The following is a 1447-nucleotide window of genomic DNA, read 5'->3' as shown; positions in this document are numbered from 1 at the left end:
GGGAAGCATTCCCTAGTGAACAAGCATGCGCGAACATCCAATTATCTGCAGCGGACAAGCCCTCGACCTATTAGTACCGGTCAGCTCCACCCCTCACAGGGCTTCCACACCCGGCCTATCAACCCCGTCGTCTACAGGGAGCCTTACCCTCTCAAAGGAGGCAGGAGACCTCATCTCGAAGCAAGCTTCCCGCTTAGATGCTTTCAGCGGTTATCCCTCCCGAACGTAGCCAACCAGCCATGCCCTTGGCAGGACAACTGGCACACCAGAGGTTCGTCCGTCCCGGTCCTCTCGTACTAGGGACAGCCCTTCTCAAGTCTCCAACGCGCACAGCGGATAGGGACCGAACTGTCTCACGACGTTCTAAACCCAGCTCGCGTGCCGCTTTAATGGGCGAACAGCCCAACCCTTGGGACCAACTCCAGCCCCAGGATGCGACGAGCCGACATCGAGGTGCCAAACCATCCCGTCGATATGGACTCTTGGGGAAGATCAGCCTGTTATCCCCGGGGTACCTTTTAGCCGTTGAGCGACACCGCTTCCACACGCCGGTGCCGGATCACTAGTCCCAGCTTTCGCTCCTGCTCGACACGTCCGTCTCACAGTCAAGCTCCCTTGTGCACTTACACTCAACACCTGATTACCAACCAGGCTGAGGGAACCTTTGGGCGCCTCCGTTACCCTTTAGGAGGCAACCGCCCCAGTTAAACTACCCACCAGACACTGTCCCCGAACCGGATCACGGCCCAAGGTTAGATGCCCGAAACAGTCAGAGTGGTATTTCACCAACGCCTCCACCACCACTAGCGTGGCGGCTTCACCGGCTCCCACCTATCCTACACAAACCATCCCAAACACCAATGTCAAGCTATAGTGAAGGTCCCGGGGTCTTTCCGTCCTGCTGCGCGAAACGAGCATCTTTACTCGTAGTGCAATTTCACCGGGCCCATGGTTGAGACAGTGGGGAAGTCGTTACGCCATTCGTGCAGGTCGGAACTTACCCGACAAGGAATTTCGCTACCTTAGGATGGTTATAGTTACCACCGCCGTTTACTGGCGCTTAGATTCCCAGCTTCGCGAAGGCGAACCCCCGCTAACCAGTCCTCTTAACGTTCCAGCACCGGGCAGGCGTCAGTCCGTATACAGCGTCTTACGACTTCGCACGGACCTGTGTTTTTAATAAACAGTCGCTTCCCCCCGCTATCTGCGACCCCACCCAGCTCCAGAGGCAAAGCTCCTTCACCAGACAGGGCTCCCCTTCTCCCAAAGTTACGGGGACAATTTGCCGAGTTCCTTAACCATGGTTCACCCGAACGCCTCGGTATTCTCTACCTGACCACCTGCGTCGGTTTAGGGTACTGGCCACACACGAACTCGCTAGAGGCTTTTCTCGACAGCATGGGATCACTCACTTCACCAAAAACGGCTCGGCATCACGTCTCAGCCT

General features: G+C 56.7%; 1 rRNA gene. It reads right to left on the bottom strand.

Annotated features, from left to right (window positions below):
• Window positions 1–50 precede the first annotated feature (50 nt).
• A 23S ribosomal RNA gene (locus tag FHS13_RS21125) occupies window positions 51–1447 on the bottom strand; the annotation flags it as partial.

Source organism: Nocardiopsis algeriensis, from assembly GCF_014203695.1.
Classification (GTDB): domain Bacteria; phylum Actinomycetota; class Actinomycetes; order Streptosporangiales; family Streptosporangiaceae; genus Nocardiopsis; species Nocardiopsis algeriensis.
This window is presented reverse-complemented; position numbering and strand designations above follow the sequence as displayed.